Consider the following 13994-nt stretch of genomic DNA (forward strand, 5'->3'; position numbering starts at 1 on the left):
CTGAAAAGCTCTCGCGTGGGGAATCTGCCGAATTGACTCCCCCCCCTTGTCAGGCCTCGTGGCAAGTGGGATATAGCCTTCATCGCCGGTGAATTTTTGCCACCGTCCCCACCATTAATGGAGATCTGCCATGTCCGTCTCGCAGAAGCCATCGTATCGCTACCGTCCGATGATCGCCGCCGATGTATCAGCGGCCCACGCCTTGTCGGTCCGATTGAAGTGGCCTCACCGCCTGGAGGATTGGGCCATGCTGCAGCGCATCGCTGAGGGCTTCGTCGCCGAAGATGGCGATCGCTTGATCGGTACAGCATTCACTTGCCCACAGGGCTCCTATGCCACTATCGGCCTGGTTATCGTCAGTGATGATTACCAAGGCCAAGGCATTGGGCGCAAATTGATGGATCTGGCCCTGGAGGCCTGCACGCCACGCACGGCTATCCTCAACGCCACACTGGCCGGTGCCCCGCTTTATATCAGCCAGGGCTTTGTCGAGTTCGGTCACATCCTGCAGCATCAGGGCCAGGCGCAAGCCATCGATCCCCCTGCCCTGTCAGACGGTGAACAGTGTCGGTCCTTGACCGTATCCGACCGGGCTCGCCTACTCGAACTGGCCAATGCCGGCAGCGGTCTGGACCGGGAAACCGTACTCAACGATCTGTCCGATGTCGTCGAACACGCGGTCGGTATCGAACGCGATGGCCAACTTCGCGCATTCGCCATCCTGCGCCCCTTCGGCCGAGGCCACTGCGTCGGACCGATCATCGCGCAGAATCCGGAGCAGGCCAAACACCTGATAGCTACGTTGTTGGCACGGGTGCCGGATCAGTTCTTCCGCATTGATACTCCGGCGGATAGCGGCCTGTCCGACTGGCTCGACACAGCGGGTCTGAAACAGGTCGACAAGGTTGCGCAGATGGCACGCGGGACGCCCCCTCAGTCCGTCGGCGGCGTCAAGCAATTCTCCCTGGTGAGCCAGGCCATTGGCTGACGGCCTCAACACACGACTCCCCTACTTACCCTACCTGGAGAATCCCAGATGTCAGAACCCATCTCAGTGCTGCTGGCTCGCGCCGATGGCACCCCTGTCTCGACTGCCTTTATCCCTGGTCCATTGGGCGCCGGAGATCCTTTCGGCGCGCAGCGCAAAACCGCCTACACCGGCCCGGGAGATATCACCGCCGGGGTGGTCGAGGCCCGTGGCCAGTTCAACGTCGATGAGTATCCTTATGCCGAGATGATCGTGGTCCATTCCGGACGAGTCATCCTGCAGAGCCATGACAGTACTCTTGATCTGGGCCCCGGCGGCAGCGCCGTGATCGGCCGCGGCTCGCCGCTGCGGGTTGAGGTGCAGGGGGATGCCGTTTGGGCGTTCTGCGCCGATATCCAGAGCATCGGCGAACGCAGTCCAGGTCTCACGCTGCTCGACCCGCTCGCCGCGCTCTCCTCCTCCAATCCCCCGGACGCCGAGATTCTGCTCAGCCCGACACCGCAATGCCGCTCACACAGCATGTTCGTCGAAGAACCAACCAATCTGATCATTGGCGTCTGGGATTCGACACCCTATACACGCCGATCGCGCCCCCACAAGCTGCATGAGCTGATGCACCTGATCGAGGGCAGCGTCACCCTGCAGGCGGAGGACGGCAGTGAGCTGGTGGTCAACGCCGGCGATACGGTATTTGTGCCCAAAGGCGTTCCATGCGCCTGGAAGAGCACCGTCTACGTTCGCAAGCTTTACGTCGTCAAATAACGCGAACAGTGTTGGGTGCCGGCGGAGGATATTGAGTCGCGGGCACCATTGACGTTCGACCTGCGGCGAAAAGCCCGGTGGGTACAACGCCGTCATGTCCATGCTGGCGTGAGCATTCATCCTTCCCCGATCCATCGACCACTCATTACGGAGCGCACATCATGGGAATAGGCGGCATCAGTATCGGCAAGTTTCTGATCATCCTGCTGATCGTGATCATGCTGTTCGGCACCAAACGCCTGAGGGGGTTGGGCTCGGATATCGGCGACACGATCAAGGGGTTCCGCAAGGCCATGGGAGATGACAACAAGTCAGCCATTGAAGAACACCCTACGGACCAGGCGAAAAAGTACTGAACGCCATTCACCATCAGTTTCGGCAAATATCACGGGTGGCCTTGTCCGTTGAATGCCGGCTGATGCTGGCAACGCCCCATGCAGCAAGCGCGTGATCCTGGCGCAGCGCTGTCTCGAATCGGTCTGCATTACGTTCTCGTAAAGTTGACGCGATATACAGCAGATTCTCCTTCGCCAACCTCAAGAACGGCATACCCCATCAGGGCCGCTTTGCTAGTTTATTGAGCAGAGACGACACCACGATCTGCTGCTGGCAGTGCTTTCACCACTCAATGGGAGCCCATTGCATGACGACCCAATCTTCGAACCCCTACAGCGTCGACCCGCAAATGTGTCGGCAGTTTTATATCAATGGCATGTGGTCGTCGCCGGACCACCTGGTTACACAACAGGTGTTCAATCCGGCGACCGAGGAAGTGATCGCCGAAGTCGCTCGGGGTTCCACCGAAGACGTCGACCGGGCAGTGGCGGCCGCGCGCACCGCGTTTGCCGATTGGTCCGCCACCTCGGTGGAAACCCGCGTTTCGATCCTGGGAAAAATTCATGAGCTGATCCTGGAGCGCAAGGAAGTGCTGGCCCAGGCATTGTCGCTGGAGATGGGCGCGGCCATTGGTTTCGCACGGTCCATGCAGGTGCCGCTGGCCGCCGAACACGTTCGGGTGGCCCGTGATGTGCTGTCCACGTATCAATTTCAGAAGGTCGAAAATGGCACCGCCATTCAACGCGAGGCCATTGGTGTCTGCGGCCTTATCACACCGTGGAACTGGCCGCTTTACCAGATCACTGCCAAAGTCGCCCCGGCAATTGCCGCCGGTTGCACGGTGGTACTCAAGCCCAGCGAACTCTCACCGCTGAGCGCCCTGCTGTTCGCCCAACTGCTGCATGACGCGGGACTGCCGCCGGGCGTGTTCAACCTTGTGAACGGCAGCGGGGTCAACGTCGGCGCGGCCATGGCAGCTCACCCCGATATCGACATGATTTCCATCACCGGCTCCAACCGTGCAGGCGCACTGGTAGTCCAGGCTGCCGCCCCCACGGCTAAACGCGTCACCCAGGAGCTGGGCGGCAAGTCGCCGAATGTGCTGCTGCCAGACACTGACTTCGCCAAGGCCGTGCCTCCCGGCGTGATGTCGGCGTTCCGTAATGTCGGCCAGTCATGCAGTGCGCCGACCCGGATGATCGTGCCCCGCAACAGGCTGGCGGAAGTTGAAGCGTTGGCCGCCGCGACGGCCAACGCCATCGTCGTTGGGGATCCACAATCGGAAGAAACGGTACTCGGCCCTATCGCCAACAAAGCTCAGTTCGATCGCGTGCAGGCCATGATCGAGATGGGCCTGTCTGAGGGTGCAAAACTGATCTGCGGCGGACCAGGACGCCTGCAAGGTTTCGAGAAAGGTTTTTACACCCGACCGACCATTTTCTCGGACGTCGACAACGCCATGAACATTGCCCAGGAGGAGATCTTCGGACCGGTGCTGTGCATCATCCCCTATGACACAGTGGAAGAGGCCATCGCCATCGCGAACGACACCGTCTACGGCCTCGGTGCCCATGTGCAAGGCCAGGACCTCGAAGCGGTACGCGCCGTGGCCTCGCGCATCCGCGCCGGACAGGTGCTGTTGAACTACCCGGCGTGGAACCCGTTGGCGCCGTTCGGTGGCTACAAGCGCTCAGGCAATGGTCGGGAATTCGGTGTTCATGGGTTTGAGGAGTACACCGAGGTCAAAGCGATTGTCGGGTTTGGCTGATCGCCCTACTCCTCGAACCGACCTTTCGTCTCCCGGTCATGCTCGTATCGCGTCAACGGAAACGCCGGCAGCCACGCCTCGCGACGCACGGTCCAGCATTCGTAGGTAGGCAGCAATTGGTCAGGGGCATCCAGGCTTCCCAGGTTCACTTCGATCTCGTCACCGCTGCGGGCAAAGACCGGCGAGCCGCAGCGGGGGCAAAAGCAGCGACCGGCGTAATCGCGGGTTTCACCTTCGACTTTCACCGCGTCCTGGGGGAACATGGCGGCGGCGTAAAAAAGCGCGCCATGGTGCTTGCGACAGTCGAGACAGTGGCAGAGGCCAACCCGGTACGGGCGTCCCGACGCTTCGAAGCGAACGTTGCCGCACAGGCAGCCGCCGGTGAATCGGTCCATGGTGTGTCTCCTCTGCAATCGAGCATATGAGCCTTCGACCACCCCCGCCGCCGCTGGTTTAACTTACTGACTCCCCACCATCGGCACTGCAATCAGCAATATCGCAGTCCCATGGGCGGCAGTCGACGCCACGACCCCATAACGCATGCGAATGAGCCCGCACGCCAGCCCTTCGATCAGGGTAAACAGCAGGACGGGCCAACCGAGTTGGGTGACGCTCAGCGCCAGGAACGTATGGCACGCCGAAAACGCCACGGCACTGGTCAACGCCGCCCGCAACGCGCTGATGTGCTGCTCCAGATAACCTTGCAGCAATCCGCGAAACAGCACTTCTTCCAGCGCGTTGGCGCCGTAGGCCAATACCGCCATGCCCGCCAGCCAGGTCCAGTAGCCTGGAATGACGCCCGCTTCGACGCCTTGGTAAAGCCGCAAGGGCAAACCGATCAAGCACCCCGCGACGATACCCAGCAGCAGTCCAGCCAGTCGGTTGCCCTTGAACACAACGACGAGCTGCCACAATTGCGCAGACAAACGCCGGATCAGCGCGACCAACGCCAGCGACAACCCTCCCAGTGAAGCCAGCAGGAACGGATTGGCGAGGAAGCCGATTTGCATGTCGTCATTGAGGAACCACATGCGCAGCGGCGTCATTGCGTCGCGCATCAACACGAACGCCAGGATCAGGATCGCGATGCGCAATCCGACCTGGCTCTTCGGCGTCAGACCGAACCAGAGGCCCAGGAGGGTGAGGCCCGGTAGCAAGTAAAGTGCATAGTCCAGCAGTACAACGAGTCCTTCGGCGATCATTCGGCATTCCTTGGGTATCGCAAGTCAGTGTGCATAACGCGTCCCGGCAGTTTACAAAGCTCGGCGGTCTGCGAGGGGCGCATGTTGCGCCATCAGTTTCCCCATCCATTCGATGAACACCCTCAACCGGGCGCTGATGTGCCGGTTCGGCGGGTACGCCAGGTAGAGCGGCATCGGGTCTATGCGCCACGTTTGGAAAAGCGGCACCAGTTCGCCTTTCGCTTCGTGGGGCCGGGACATGTATTTGGGTAGCCACAGCACCCCCAGCCCCGCCAGGCCCGCCGCGAGGTAGGCGTTGCCGTCGTCGACAGCCAGGGTGTAGCGGCCATTGATGTGCAGGTGTTCATTGTCGTTGTGCATGGCATAGGGCACGGCTTTGCCGGTACGGGCCCACAGGAAGCCGACGATGCGATGCTGGGAGTCTTCAAGGTCGCGTGGATGCGCGGGGGTGCCGACACGTGCCAGGTAACTCGGCGCCGCGAAGACGCCCAGCTCAAGGTCACCGATGCGCCGGGCGATCAGCGACTGATCCGTCAGCTCGCCGCCACGCACCACGCAATCGACGCTTTCATCGATGATATCGACGATGCGATCACTGACGCCCATGTCGATCTGGATGTCCGGGTAGCGCTCATGGAAGGTCGGTAGCGCCGGCATCAGGATCAGGGCGGCCAGTGGGCTCGGGACGTCTACCCGCAACCGTCCCCTGGGCAGCGCCTGGGCCTCGGACAGACTGGTTTCGGCATCCTCCATGTCGGCCAGCAGCCGCAGCACCCGTTGGTAATAGACGGCGCCCTGGGCAGTGACGTTGACTTTGCGTGTCGTGCGGTTGAGCAACTTGACCCGCAGGCGCGCCTCCAACTGCTGCACCAGTTGGGTCACGGTGGTCTTGCTCATGTGCAAGGTTTCGGCGGCCTTGGTGAAGCTGCCCGCCTCCACCACCCGGACGAATGCCTGCATCGCGTCAAAACGATCCATTGCTGCTCCGCGTATCGATCAGATTGTTTGGATTTCACAAACAGTGATCGCCAAGGTTGCGCGTTTATCGCCCCGGCACAAGCCCCTAGAGTGACTTCATCGTTGATTGACCTATTTGATCCCTGATGGAGGTTCCCATGACACCCCGTGATGTCGTTTTCCCACCTGGACGCCAGGCGCTTTACGAGCGCAATCGATATTCGCCGGCGATCCGCTCCAATGGTTTTTTGTTCGTCTCGGGCCAAGTCGGCAGCACCGACGACGGTTCACCGGAACCCGACCTGGAGGTTCAGGTCCGGCGTGCCTTCACGAACCTGGAGGCAATTCTCGCCGCTGCCGATTGCACCTTTGACGATGTGGTGGACGTCACCGTTTTCATGGTCGATCCCGAATCGAAGTTCGAGACCATCTGGAAAGTAGTGCCTGAATTCTGGGGCAACGCACCGCACCCGACGCTGACGGCGGTGGGGGTGACGTGGTTGTATGGGTTTCAGTTCGAGATCAAGGTGATTGCCAGGTTGCCTGACGCTGTGCGGTGAGTCAGTGATGGCGCTATCGCGAGCAAGCTCGCTCCCACAAGGGTTTGGGTGTGCTGCGGATATCGAGCCCACTGAAGATCCATTGTGGGAGATTCTATGGTGCATGACTAGCCTTCAAATGCCTTTCTGGCAGGTATTCGCTCTGATTCTGCAGCAGAGCGAATACTACGCGGGCAAGCTTGCGCGACAGCGCCACCATGGCCTGAGTTGTACTCATCCCCCGGGCTAATAACGCCTCATAGAACCCCTTCCATCGCTCCGTGCGCCTTGCCGACATCGCTGCGTTGTGCAGCAGTCGGCGAGCTTCTGGATCACCTCGTTTGGTCAAGCAGCGGCGACCCTGTTTTCGCCCTGATTGCGATATGCGCAGGTCCAGCCCCAGAAAAGCGATGAAGGCATCGGCATTTTTGAAATCCCCCCGCTGAAACGAGGTGAGCAACCGGGCGCCGGTCAACAGGCCAATGCCTTCAACTTTCATGCAGCGCTTGAGCTGACCCAGCAAGCCTGCGTCCTTCAGCTCATCCTGGATCTTTTTTTCGACCAGGGTTTCCAGCCGTTGCATCGCGCCTATCTGGCGTTTGAACGCGGCTTTGAGTAACGGCTCGTTCGCCCAGCTTTGGCTCAGACTGACACGGGCCTGGACCACAGCCGCACGGCGCCGGAAAAGGCTTACGAGCCGGCGATACAAGGGCGATGGCGGGTTCCAGGGATGCAGTTCCTGGCCTTCGTTCTTCAGGTAACGGGCCAACAGGCGAGCATCCAGTGCATCGGTTTTGGCGCGCACGTTCACGCCTTTGCGGTAGTGACTAAGCTCATAGCCACCGACCATGTAGATCACGCAGCCGGCCTTGTGAGCCAGATCGGCGAACTCCAGGTGATAGATATTGGTGGCCTCAATGGCGATATCCACCTGCATGGACAAGGCCTTAAGCCACTTATTGATCGCGGTTTTGTTATTGGGGACTATCTCAAGCTGATCGGTTTCGGCGTGATACATCACCAACTCATCCTTGGCGACATCCACACCCACAATCGGCTTGACGAGGGGAATCGGCATTGCCATTGAAAACTCTCCGGGCTAAGGTTTGAACACTTGAAGGGTTCACCCAGAGGCGCAGGCTTGTTCCTATCGTCGGTCTAGGCCAGATGCATTCTTTATCGGCGCTTGGGTGAAAGGAGGAGGGGTAAAATCTCCCACGGTCTGTACTGCTGCGAACAGTCAGATGTTTAGGACTGAGATAAATACCAGGGGGAACGTGAGATAAACCCGGGCTATTCCGGGATAGGCTGGCACAGGTTGGGATGATTATGGAAATTCAGTTGCAACCTGTGCAATAGGTGACGCCCCGCTCAATCGTCACTGAGCGAGGCAAACATATCAACCTGACGGCGCGCTATCTCATCCTTTCGGACCGCCTTGACGATCTTATAGATCCACTGAAGCGACACCCCCCACTTGCGCGCCAGTTCGCTATGGTTGGTGCCGTTGAATTCGTCGTAGATCTGGCGATCCCGGCGGCTCAACTTGACCGACAGCCCCATCGGAAAATAGAGGTTCTGGCCGCCCCAGTGCGCCGCCATGCGGTCAGAGACTTCCTGCGCAACGTGGCGAGCGGCGGCGTCCTCCATCGATACCAGCTCAACGAGCGCAACGGCGATGTGCTCGGTGAGATCCGTGAGCAGTTCGGGGCCTTTGCTTCTGAACTCAGTCATACACCCTCCTTTACAGCGGTCGGAGCCGGCTCGATACGTTGCTGCCACTGCTTCAGGCTCTCAATCACCCGACTGGCTTGCGCGCCGTTGAGCCATTGCAGGGCCGCGACGCCTGTCATGTTCAGCACGAACTTCGCCAGCGCCTCTTCGGAAGAGTCACGCACCGCGCCGAGGCCGTGCAATGCCAGCCACAGGGACCGCATCTTCTTCGACTGCCCGTCAGCCGCCATGGGGCGCTGTTTGGTCTTGCTTGGACGAACCGTGAAGCCGCGCCGTTTGAGCTGTTCCAAAACCCGCAGCAGGTTTGGAACGCTCAAGTCAGCGGTAGACGTCGCGCCGTCCAACCCCTTCATGCTGGCCAACATCAGGCGGTAGGTGTCGTCATCCATACGCAGCTCGCGCCGGGCGACGTGGATCAGCTTGATTAAAGGCAGGCGGTTCGGGTTGGCGGGCGCTTTTTTCATTGGGCACCTCCAGAACGCGAGCCGCCGCGTCGCTCGTTCCGGGCCGCGTGTATCTGCTGGCGGATCTTGCTGCACTTCACGTGACTGCCAACGGCACGGGGCCGGTCGCACTGATCGCAAATAGCCCGAAACTCCAACACCCCGGACGCGAGTTTGCCTGTGCTTGTAGATGTCATAATCAGCACCCCGCCGTCAGCAGAGCGCGGGGCTGATGCCCTACGGCCTGGTGCAACTGTGCCGACTTGCCCGCCGCGTAACCGGCGGAAACGGCGCCCTCGTCGCGGGCTTTAAGCTTGCGGCGTTTGAGTTCGGCCGGCTCCAGGTCCGGGTGATGCTTCTCCATGAAGGCCTCGATAGCCTCAGCGACGTTGTCCTCAACGCCCGCGAACTCATCCACCTTGTGATACACCGCATCGATCCACCCGTTGGCGAAATGATCGCCCCTGGCAACTTTGGTGGATCGTTTGCAGCGCTTCTGCTTCGGCAGAGAGAGGAATTCCCGGCGGGCCTTCTGTAGCTGACGCACTAGCACCTCATACGCATAGCCGGTCAGCTCAGGCGCCGCCGCGCATCCTACAAAGATAAATCCGCCACCGTGCCAGCCGTGCGTAATGATCATGCGGGTGCCGAAGGCGTGGGCGCACACATGTGCCAAGCGCACCCGCCAAGTTGGCGGCACGCCGTCGGACCCGGCGGCGATTTTGGTTTCGCACGCCATGCTGGCCAGTACATCGCCCATTTCAAGGTTGTACAGCTCCATCAGCTTGTGGGCCTGGCGCAGTGCGATCTCGGCTTCGTTCGGGTTGCTGGTTTTGGACTTTGCCATTTCCAGGCATTTTTTGATTTTTTCGAGCGTGCGGTCGTTGTCCACGTCACACCCCCGCCAAATCAAGAGGGATAGCTTCGTACCGGTCGGTATCGCCGACGCGCTTGTAAAAGCGGATATAGCTGCGGCTACCCGCGACTTGGATCGCATCGCCGATGGCCTCCATCGCCTTTTTCCAGCGCGGATCATCAATGTCATGGCGGCGTAGTGACAGGATTCGGGCGGTACGCAGTTCCCCGTTGCGGTCAGCCCGGAACGCGTCATTGATCAACACTTTGACGCCGGGGTGGGAGTTGGCCGTCCACTCATGCGCGCATTCATCGAGCAGCGCCTTGGCAGACTGCAGGTGCTCGTTGAACTCGATCTGATCCTGATTGGCGCGCATCAGCTTGTAGCGCCCGTCGAAGCTGATCAGGGTCAGATTGCCCTTCGTGCCACGCGACACAACGCCGTATTGCTCCTTGCTGATCTGCAGCAGCGCGTCAATTTCACCGAAAACGTGCGCTTTGAAATTCACCAACATTGCACTGATGGCCATGGCCTGGTCAACGGCTTCAATCACCACCTTGTCGCGCAACAGATCCGTAGGCTTGATGGAGGCCTCGGGCACCATGCGCCCGAGGGCGTCGACGCGGTAGCCGAGTGGGACTTGCAGAACGTCGTTATTGGTCATTGGTCTTTTCCTCCAGAAGTTGGCGGAGCTGCTGTGCAGCGCGCCCGCAAGTTTCATCAGCGCCCAAACCACTGGACTGCACGACCACGCGCTCTGTGCCGCCGGCTTTGTCGTAAACGGTGACGGCCCAGTCGCTGACCCGGTTGTAGCCAATCTCCAGCCATAGGAACGGCATTACCGCGTGGGCCTGGTCGAAGGCGTCCAAGAGTTCGGCCTGACGTACAACGCGTTCGCCGGTACGAATGTCCAAAGCAATCAATGCCCGGCGAAGATGCCGACCGGCATCGTAAAAACGGCTTTCAGCTATGGCGGCGCTGGCCGCCGACAGATGCTCGGCCGGCACGGATGGGCGATGCACATGCTCGAGCACCGTTGAAACGTGCTTCATTGCGTCTGCCCAGGACATGGTTGGCAGCTCCGCCCATACCGCGTCTTGCAAGGCCTCAATTGATGCATTCAGTGACAGGCTCATTTGTCCTGCTCCTTGACCAGGGTGAACCAGACAACGCCTACGCCCCGAATCGAAGCTGTGTTGCGCGCAAGTCGCCCCTCGACGTTGCAGCGCATCCCGCGAAGTTCATGCCCAAAGCGCCGCGCCAGAAGTTCGAGGCTATCGGGGGAAACAAAAATCTTGTTATCCGCGAGTACCAACGCCTTGATCACGATCCCGGCCTCACGCATGTCGCGGGTCAGATCGTTGAAGGTGGCCAGCTTCTTCGGAAAATCTTCGGTGAGGATGCTCAGCGGCCGTGCCAGGGCTGGCGGTACCAGATGTAGGGCGGCCATTTCACACCCCCTTCACTACATCAGCGGTGACAATTGGTACGCCCAATTGGGCAGCCAGATTCATCGCTGCGATCATCAGATTGCCAATAGCCAGGGGGTAAAGCAGCGACACCGTTTCGTCCCGGCCGCCGCTACGCTTGGGCTGGGACAGGCGCGCAGCAATTGCCTGAATGCCGCCCTCGTCAATGACCTCGGCGAGCGCTTTGCCGGCCCGGTCGAAGCGGAACTTCAAGAACTCTTCCAGCCGGGAGGTATCAACCGGCGTCAACGTGACTCGTTCGCAACGCTGCACAACCTCACGCACATCGGCGTTGCGTTCGCTGAGTTTCACGCCCAACTCCGGCTGGCCGATCATGATGATGCTGACGAGTTTGGTGAACCCGACCTCCAACTCCAGGATGCGCTTGAGATGCTTGAGCGTCGGAATCGGCAGGCTGTGGGCCTCTTCAATCACCAGGCAGTGGCGGTAGCCGGCAGCATGGGACTCCTTCAACGCTTTATGTAACTGGGCGAAGCGCGCCTCCGGGCTGCTCTTGGGCTTAGCGAGGGGCGCTACGGCCGCCATCATCGATTCGGCTATGTGGGTGCTTTTCAAGGATTTGCCCTTGGCGTCGTTGTCCTCGGAGGCCAACACATAGGGCTCGATGATGATCACCGGGTCGTTGTTCTCGGCAATGCGGTTCACCAGGTCACGGCGAAGCGTGCTTTTGCCCGCGCCCGATTCCCCCTCCACCGCGAGGAAGCCGCCGTGGCGCGCAGTCTGGTACATCACCTCCCGGACATAGCGAATATCCGGGCTGACCCACATGTCCTGGGCGCACTGCAATTCATCAAACGGGTCGCGAAACAAGCCAAAGGCTTTACGAGTACTTGGCTGAATGGTCTGTTTTGGCAGTAACATAGGTTCGTCCTCCCCGGACGGCTCTTTTTTAAGGGCCGGACCTGCCGTGTTGGCGCACGGCGGGTCCACTTCTTCAAAAGCGTTGGCGATATCGGCGTCATTGGCGCCGGATTCGGTCAGGAACACGCGGATGCGCCCCTGTAGTTCTTCGCTGTCCAGGCTGCGCGGCCAATGGCCGTGGTTCAGCAACTGGGCGACCGTGGCGCCGCTGAGGCTCAGTGATTCGGCCAAGGCCGATTGAGGGCGGCCCACCTCCTGTAGGATTTTCTTAAGCTTCAACATCACTCACCTCCAACCGCTGCCAGCACCAGGCTGAACGGTTTGCGCATGACCTCAACGGGCCGTTTCAGCTCAGCCTCGACGGCATCGAGCTGCTCTTCGGGAACTCCTTCCGGGTAACGCTGCAGCAGCCAACCGAACGTTTGCGCCGTCCAGAGGTTGCCCAGGCGCGGGCGCAGCAGCTTCGCGGCTTCAACATGACTGAGCGGGGCAACCTCGACGGTTGGGGCGTTGACGTTAAGGCTGGTGCCGCGCCGTGGCATGTAGGCCGGCAGCACGGTGTCGGTAACGTGTTTGTGCGGATCAATCAGGCCGCCGAACGGAACCGCCTTGGCCTTGCGGGCCGCCTCGGCGTCCGCCTGATTTGCGGTGCCGGTTGCGATTTGCTCCAACACCTTGCGCGACAGTTGGGCCGGCGTTTCGGCGTGATGCTTGTACGTTTCGCCGATGGTGGCGGAGGTCTCGGCGAAGCCGAATTCATCCACCCCAATACGCTCGATGACGTGGTAATTTTCGCGGCCGTCTTCCCCAACAAGGACGGCAATGGCCGTGTCCTTGTCGCGCCAGCAGTTGCGAGTGATCAGCAGCTTTTCGCCGACCATTACGCTTGGCACCGAGCTGACATCGAACTGAGCCCCCCGGAACGAAACCCGCAGCAGATTGCTGACCTTGCGGTATTCCGGCGTGCTGACCGCCAACTCGCGGCAAACCTCGACGCCGGGCGCTAGCCGCAATTGTTCCTGCCGGATCATCTGCCAGACGCCGTAGCGTGTGCGCCGGGTGCGGGTATGAATGGAGGTGGCGTTGAAATAACGCATCCACTTGCCGGCCCACGCGTTGATCTGCTCCAGGCTCTCAGCGGCCTGAAACTTGAGGGCGCTTTCAAATTCGCGCTCGACGATGTTGTGCGCCTGCTCAACTTGGCCCTTTGCCCGCGCATTGCCGACCTGGTTGATGATCAGGTCAATGGACATGGCACGGCACAGGTTGCGGAAAATACCGCTGGTCATGGCCGCCCCGGGGTCAGTCATCAGCACCCACGGCACGCCGTGGAACGGATCTGATTCGCCGCGCTTTTGCATGGCGTTGATCAAAACGTTGCACAGGTTCTCGGCCGACTCGGCGCCCAGGACATATTCCACGTACAGGGTGCCGCTGGTATGGTCGGTGATCACGTACCGCCACAGGCGCTGGCGCTCAATCTTTTTGAGATTGCCGGGCTTACCGTCGTAGAACTCGGCCTTGTTCATCGCCCGCGCCCCGTCATCGGCCAGGTAGAACTGAGTCGAGATTGACGCGTCCACCTGCCAAACGTGGTTGGGGTGCTTGCTGGCCAGCGAGACCGCCGGGGCATCGTGTAGCAGTTGTTCGGGGTGCAACTTGTAAGCCCGTAAAGCCCGGTTGATTGCGCCGCCGGTCAACGGGCGGAACAGCCCCGTTTGTTCGTCCACCCGGCCGGCCACGATCAAGTTGTTGCTGCGCAGACGTTCAACTGCCCGCTCGATGGTAGACAGCTGCTTATTGTTGGCGCGGATCGATTCGAGCAGCACGGCAGATATCATCCGCGCCTCTTCAATGGGCAGCGCGCTGCAGCCGGCATCACTACGACGTTTGCGGGGCTTCGTCACGCGGATCTCCTTCAGCTTGCGCTGCAGGGTTTGAAGGGACACACCCAGCTCGGCCGCACCCGCCTGGTAAACGGCGGTACGCTGGCCGTGTGGGGCGTTCTCGGCGCGTTGGGCGATTTGGGCCAACTGCTGGATCTGTACCGGGTTCATG

At 60.4% G+C, this 13994-nt stretch carries 17 protein-coding genes; 5 read left to right on the plus strand and 12 right to left on the minus strand.

Features of this window, described 5'->3' with window-relative positions:
* The first annotated feature begins 130 nt into the window (after window positions 1-130).
* From LOY67_RS17340 to LOY67_RS17355, 4 genes are all read left to right on the plus strand, one after another.
* On the plus strand, window positions 131-988 hold the full coding sequence (locus tag LOY67_RS17340; RefSeq protein ID WP_265063655.1) for a GNAT family N-acetyltransferase: 858 nt from the start codon (window positions 131-133) through the stop codon (window positions 986-988).
* 48 nt (window positions 989-1036) lie between these two features.
* A complete protein-coding gene (locus LOY67_RS17345) occupies window positions 1037-1750 on the plus strand; it encodes a cupin domain-containing protein (protein WP_265063656.1) in 714 nt (237 codons plus the stop codon).
* A 161-nt stretch (window positions 1751-1911) separates the two neighbouring features.
* Window positions 1912-2106 (plus strand): twin-arginine translocase TatA/TatE family subunit, encoded by a 195-nt coding sequence (gene tatA, locus LOY67_RS17350; protein ID WP_265063657.1) that lies wholly within the window; start codon window positions 1912-1914, stop codon window positions 2104-2106.
* A 287-nt stretch (window positions 2107-2393) separates the two neighbouring features.
* The gene (locus LOY67_RS17355) at window positions 2394-3854 is read left to right on the plus strand and encodes an aldehyde dehydrogenase family protein (RefSeq protein WP_265063658.1); all 1461 of its coding nucleotides are present in this window, start codon (window positions 2394-2396) and stop codon (window positions 3852-3854) included.
* A 5-nt stretch (window positions 3855-3859) separates the two neighbouring features.
* Here LOY67_RS17355 and LOY67_RS17360 read toward each other — a convergent pair whose 3' ends face one another.
* The 3 genes from LOY67_RS17360 to LOY67_RS17370 form a co-directional block, all read right to left on the minus strand.
* Window positions 3860-4249: a GFA family protein gene (locus LOY67_RS17360; protein ID WP_265063659.1), complete on the minus strand. Its 390-nt coding sequence runs from the start codon at window positions 4247-4249 to the stop codon at window positions 3860-3862.
* Window positions 4250-4312: 63 nt separating this feature from the next.
* Window positions 4313-5056, minus strand: a complete 744-nt coding sequence (locus LOY67_RS17365; RefSeq protein WP_265063660.1) for a CPBP family intramembrane glutamic endopeptidase — start codon at window positions 5054-5056, stop codon at window positions 4313-4315.
* 51 nt (window positions 5057-5107) lie between these two features.
* The gene (locus LOY67_RS17370) at window positions 5108-6034 is read right to left on the minus strand and encodes a LysR family transcriptional regulator (RefSeq protein WP_265063661.1); all 927 of its coding nucleotides are present in this window, start codon (window positions 6032-6034) and stop codon (window positions 5108-5110) included.
* 137 nt (window positions 6035-6171) lie between these two features.
* Between LOY67_RS17370 and LOY67_RS17375 the strand changes: the two genes are divergently transcribed.
* On the plus strand, window positions 6172-6573 hold the full coding sequence (locus tag LOY67_RS17375; RefSeq protein WP_260961003.1) for a RidA family protein: 402 nt from the start codon (window positions 6172-6174) through the stop codon (window positions 6571-6573).
* 94 nt (window positions 6574-6667) lie between these two features.
* On the opposite strand, the gene LOY67_RS17380 is transcribed toward LOY67_RS17375, so the two are convergent.
* From LOY67_RS17380 to LOY67_RS17420, 9 genes are all read right to left on the minus strand, one after another.
* Window positions 6668-7636 (minus strand): IS110 family transposase, encoded by a 969-nt coding sequence (locus tag LOY67_RS17380; RefSeq protein WP_265063662.1) that lies wholly within the window; start codon window positions 7634-7636, stop codon window positions 6668-6670.
* A 287-nt stretch (window positions 7637-7923) separates the two neighbouring features.
* A complete protein-coding gene (locus tag LOY67_RS17385) occupies window positions 7924-8286 on the minus strand; it encodes a Mor transcription activator family protein (protein ID WP_265063663.1) in 363 nt (120 codons plus the stop codon).
* Window positions 8283-8750, minus strand: coding sequence for a gp16 family protein (locus tag LOY67_RS17390; RefSeq protein ID WP_265063664.1), 468 nt, complete (start codon window positions 8748-8750; stop codon window positions 8283-8285). Before LOY67_RS17390 ends, LOY67_RS17385 begins: the two co-directional genes overlap by 4 nt.
* A gap of 178 nt (window positions 8751-8928) precedes the next feature.
* Window positions 8929-9621, minus strand: coding sequence for a DUF2786 domain-containing protein (locus tag LOY67_RS17395; protein ID WP_265063665.1), 693 nt, complete (start codon window positions 9619-9621; stop codon window positions 8929-8931).
* A 1-nt stretch (window position 9622) separates the two neighbouring features.
* On the minus strand, window positions 9623-10249 hold the full coding sequence (locus LOY67_RS17400; RefSeq protein WP_265063666.1) for a DUF3164 family protein: 627 nt from the start codon (window positions 10247-10249) through the stop codon (window positions 9623-9625).
* Window positions 10239-10721, minus strand: a complete 483-nt coding sequence (locus tag LOY67_RS17405; RefSeq protein WP_265063667.1) for a hypothetical protein — start codon at window positions 10719-10721, stop codon at window positions 10239-10241. Before LOY67_RS17405 ends, LOY67_RS17400 begins: the two co-directional genes overlap by 11 nt.
* Entirely contained in the window at window positions 10718-11035 is a 318-nt protein-coding gene (locus LOY67_RS17410) for a hypothetical protein (protein ID WP_265063668.1), read from the minus strand. The genes LOY67_RS17405 and LOY67_RS17410 overlap by 4 nt, the downstream gene beginning before the upstream one ends.
* Before the next feature lies 1 nt (window position 11036).
* Window positions 11037-12218 carry an ExeA family protein gene (locus LOY67_RS17415; protein ID WP_265063669.1) on the minus strand — a complete coding sequence of 394 codons (1182 nt, stop codon included), beginning with the start codon at window positions 12216-12218 and terminating at the stop codon, window positions 11037-11039.
* Window positions 12218-13993: a DDE-type integrase/transposase/recombinase gene (locus LOY67_RS17420; protein ID WP_265063670.1), complete on the minus strand. Its 1776-nt coding sequence runs from the start codon at window positions 13991-13993 to the stop codon at window positions 12218-12220. Before LOY67_RS17420 ends, LOY67_RS17415 begins: the two co-directional genes overlap by 1 nt.
* Window position 13994: the final 1 nt, after the last annotated feature.

This window comes from Pseudomonas sp. B21-056 (genome assembly GCF_026016325.1).
GTDB lineage: Bacteria > Pseudomonadota > Gammaproteobacteria > Pseudomonadales > Pseudomonadaceae > Aquipseudomonas.

Bases quoted from the DNA above. Each gene is read 5' to 3' on its own strand.
- LOY67_RS17400 (WP_265063666.1), bottom strand. From the start codon at position 10,249: ATGACCAATAACGACGTTCTGCAAGTCCCACTCGGCTACCGCGTCGAC.
- LOY67_RS17365 (WP_265063660.1), bottom strand. From the start codon at position 5,056: ATGATCGCCGAAGGACTCGTTGTACTGCTGGACTATGCACTTTACTTG.
- LOY67_RS17375 (WP_260961003.1), top strand. From the start codon at position 6,172: ATGACACCCCGTGATGTCGTTTTCCCACCTGGACGCCAGGCGCTTTAC.
- tatA (WP_265063657.1), top strand. From the start codon at position 1,912: ATGGGAATAGGCGGCATCAGTATCGGCAAGTTTCTGATCATCCTGCTG.
- LOY67_RS17340 (WP_265063655.1), top strand. From the start codon at position 131: ATGTCCGTCTCGCAGAAGCCATCGTATCGCTACCGTCCGATGATCGCC.
- LOY67_RS17385 (WP_265063663.1), bottom strand. From the start codon at position 8,286: ATGACTGAGTTCAGAAGCAAAGGCCCCGAACTGCTCACGGATCTCACC.
- LOY67_RS17405 (WP_265063667.1), bottom strand. From the start codon at position 10,721: ATGAGCCTGTCACTGAATGCATCAATTGAGGCCTTGCAAGACGCGGTA.
- LOY67_RS17410 (WP_265063668.1), bottom strand. From the start codon at position 11,035: ATGGCCGCCCTACATCTGGTACCGCCAGCCCTGGCACGGCCGCTGAGC.
- LOY67_RS17390 (WP_265063664.1), bottom strand. From the start codon at position 8,750: ATGAAAAAAGCGCCCGCCAACCCGAACCGCCTGCCTTTAATCAAGCTG.
- LOY67_RS17355 (WP_265063658.1), top strand. From the start codon at position 2,394: ATGACGACCCAATCTTCGAACCCCTACAGCGTCGACCCGCAAATGTGT.
- LOY67_RS17420 (WP_265063670.1), bottom strand. From the start codon at position 13,993: ATGAACCCGGTACAGATCCAGCAGTTGGCCCAAATCGCCCAACGCGCC.
- LOY67_RS17345 (WP_265063656.1), top strand. From the start codon at position 1,037: ATGTCAGAACCCATCTCAGTGCTGCTGGCTCGCGCCGATGGCACCCCT.
- LOY67_RS17415 (WP_265063669.1), bottom strand. From the start codon at position 12,218: ATGTTGAAGCTTAAGAAAATCCTACAGGAGGTGGGCCGCCCTCAATCG.
- LOY67_RS17380 (WP_265063662.1), bottom strand. From the start codon at position 7,636: ATGGCAATGCCGATTCCCCTCGTCAAGCCGATTGTGGGTGTGGATGTC.
- LOY67_RS17370 (WP_265063661.1), bottom strand. From the start codon at position 6,034: ATGGATCGTTTTGACGCGATGCAGGCATTCGTCCGGGTGGTGGAGGCG.
- LOY67_RS17360 (WP_265063659.1), bottom strand. From the start codon at position 4,249: ATGGACCGATTCACCGGCGGCTGCCTGTGCGGCAACGTTCGCTTCGAA.